We start from the raw sequence: 1,048 nt of genomic DNA, 5'->3' as shown, positions 1-1,048 counted from the left end.
GCCGCGCCCGGGACCCGGGCCGCGGGGGACGGACCGCGTGCCGAGGCCCAGTGGCGCAGGGGCCGTCGGCTCGCCGTCGAGGGCGGTGCCCGGCTGCTCGTGGACCTGGCCGACCGGACCCGCCCCGACGCGCCGGACCCGGCCACCGGTGGCCGCCTCGCCGGGCTCACCCCGCGCGAACGGGAGATCTCCGTCCTGGTGGCCGAGGGCCTGACCAACCAGGCCGTGGCCGAGCGGCTCTGTCTGAGCCCCCGTACGGTCGAGAGCCATGTCGCCCGGGTCTACCGGAAGACGGGCGTGGAGACCCGGGCGGCCCTCGCGTCGCTCGTCGCGCGGGACGGCGCCGCCGAAGGAGGTCAGTCCTTGCGGGGGTAGCTGGCGGTCACCCGGCCCCTGGCGTCGGCGTGCAGGGAGGCGGAGCCGTACGAGTCGGACAGGTACACGATGATGCCGAGGCCGTTTCCGGCGATTGTCGAGGCGGGGACGAGGACGACGTAACGGCTCGTCGGCTCGGCCACGCCCAGTTCCCGCTCGGCGCGCTTCAGGAGCGCGGGCAGGACGTCCCAGTCGACGGAGGAGAGGTCGGCGGGGACCGAGCCGGGGAAGGCGGTGCCCGAGCCCTGGCGGACGACCGCTTCCCCGCCCCGGTAGAGGTACCGGTCGAACCGCTTGGTGCTGCCCTTGACCAGCGCCTCGGCGACGGCGTACTCCGGGTACACGACGAAGCCGGTGACCTTGGTCCCGCCCGAGGCCTCCTTCACGGCGGCGATGGCGGTGCGGACCCCGGCGGGCGTCAGCAGATCGAGCCGCTTCGCTTCGGGCGCCGTCGTCTGCTCCGCGGGAGCCTTCGCCGGGGGTGTCGTCGCCGCGGGGGTCCGCAGCTCCGTCCTGTCCTGCCCGGAGGGCGCGGCGCCGCCGGGCCCGTCGCCGGAGTCGGCCGGCCGCCAATCCCAGGCCACCGCTCCCACGGGGATGCCGACGGCGAGCACCACGACGGCGACGGAGCCGAGGAACCGCCCGGTCCGCCCACGCCCCCGCCGCGCGCCCG

1 protein-coding gene and 1 pseudogene are annotated in these 1,048 nt (G+C 76.6%); one reads left to right on the top strand and one right to left on the bottom strand.

The genetic code is table 11. From position 1 onward, the window contains the following. Positions 1-375, top strand: a 375-nt coding sequence (locus BU197_RS21085; RefSeq protein ID WP_188269861.1) for a response regulator transcription factor, incomplete at its 5' end; no start/stop codon positions are given. Here BU197_RS21085 and BU197_RS21080 read toward each other — a convergent pair. Then, positions 357-1,048 (bottom strand): annotated as a pseudogene (locus tag BU197_RS21080) (serine/threonine protein kinase); the annotation flags it as partial. The gene BU197_RS21085 and the pseudogene BU197_RS21080 overlap by 19 nt on opposite strands.

Origin of the sequence: Streptomyces sp. CBMA291, from assembly GCF_014596525.1 — a bacterium.
Taxonomy (GTDB): domain Bacteria; phylum Actinomycetota; class Actinomycetes; order Streptomycetales; family Streptomycetaceae; genus Streptomyces.
The sequence above is the reverse complement of the archived record's forward strand: the minus strand, read 5'-3'. Positions and strand labels throughout refer to the sequence as shown.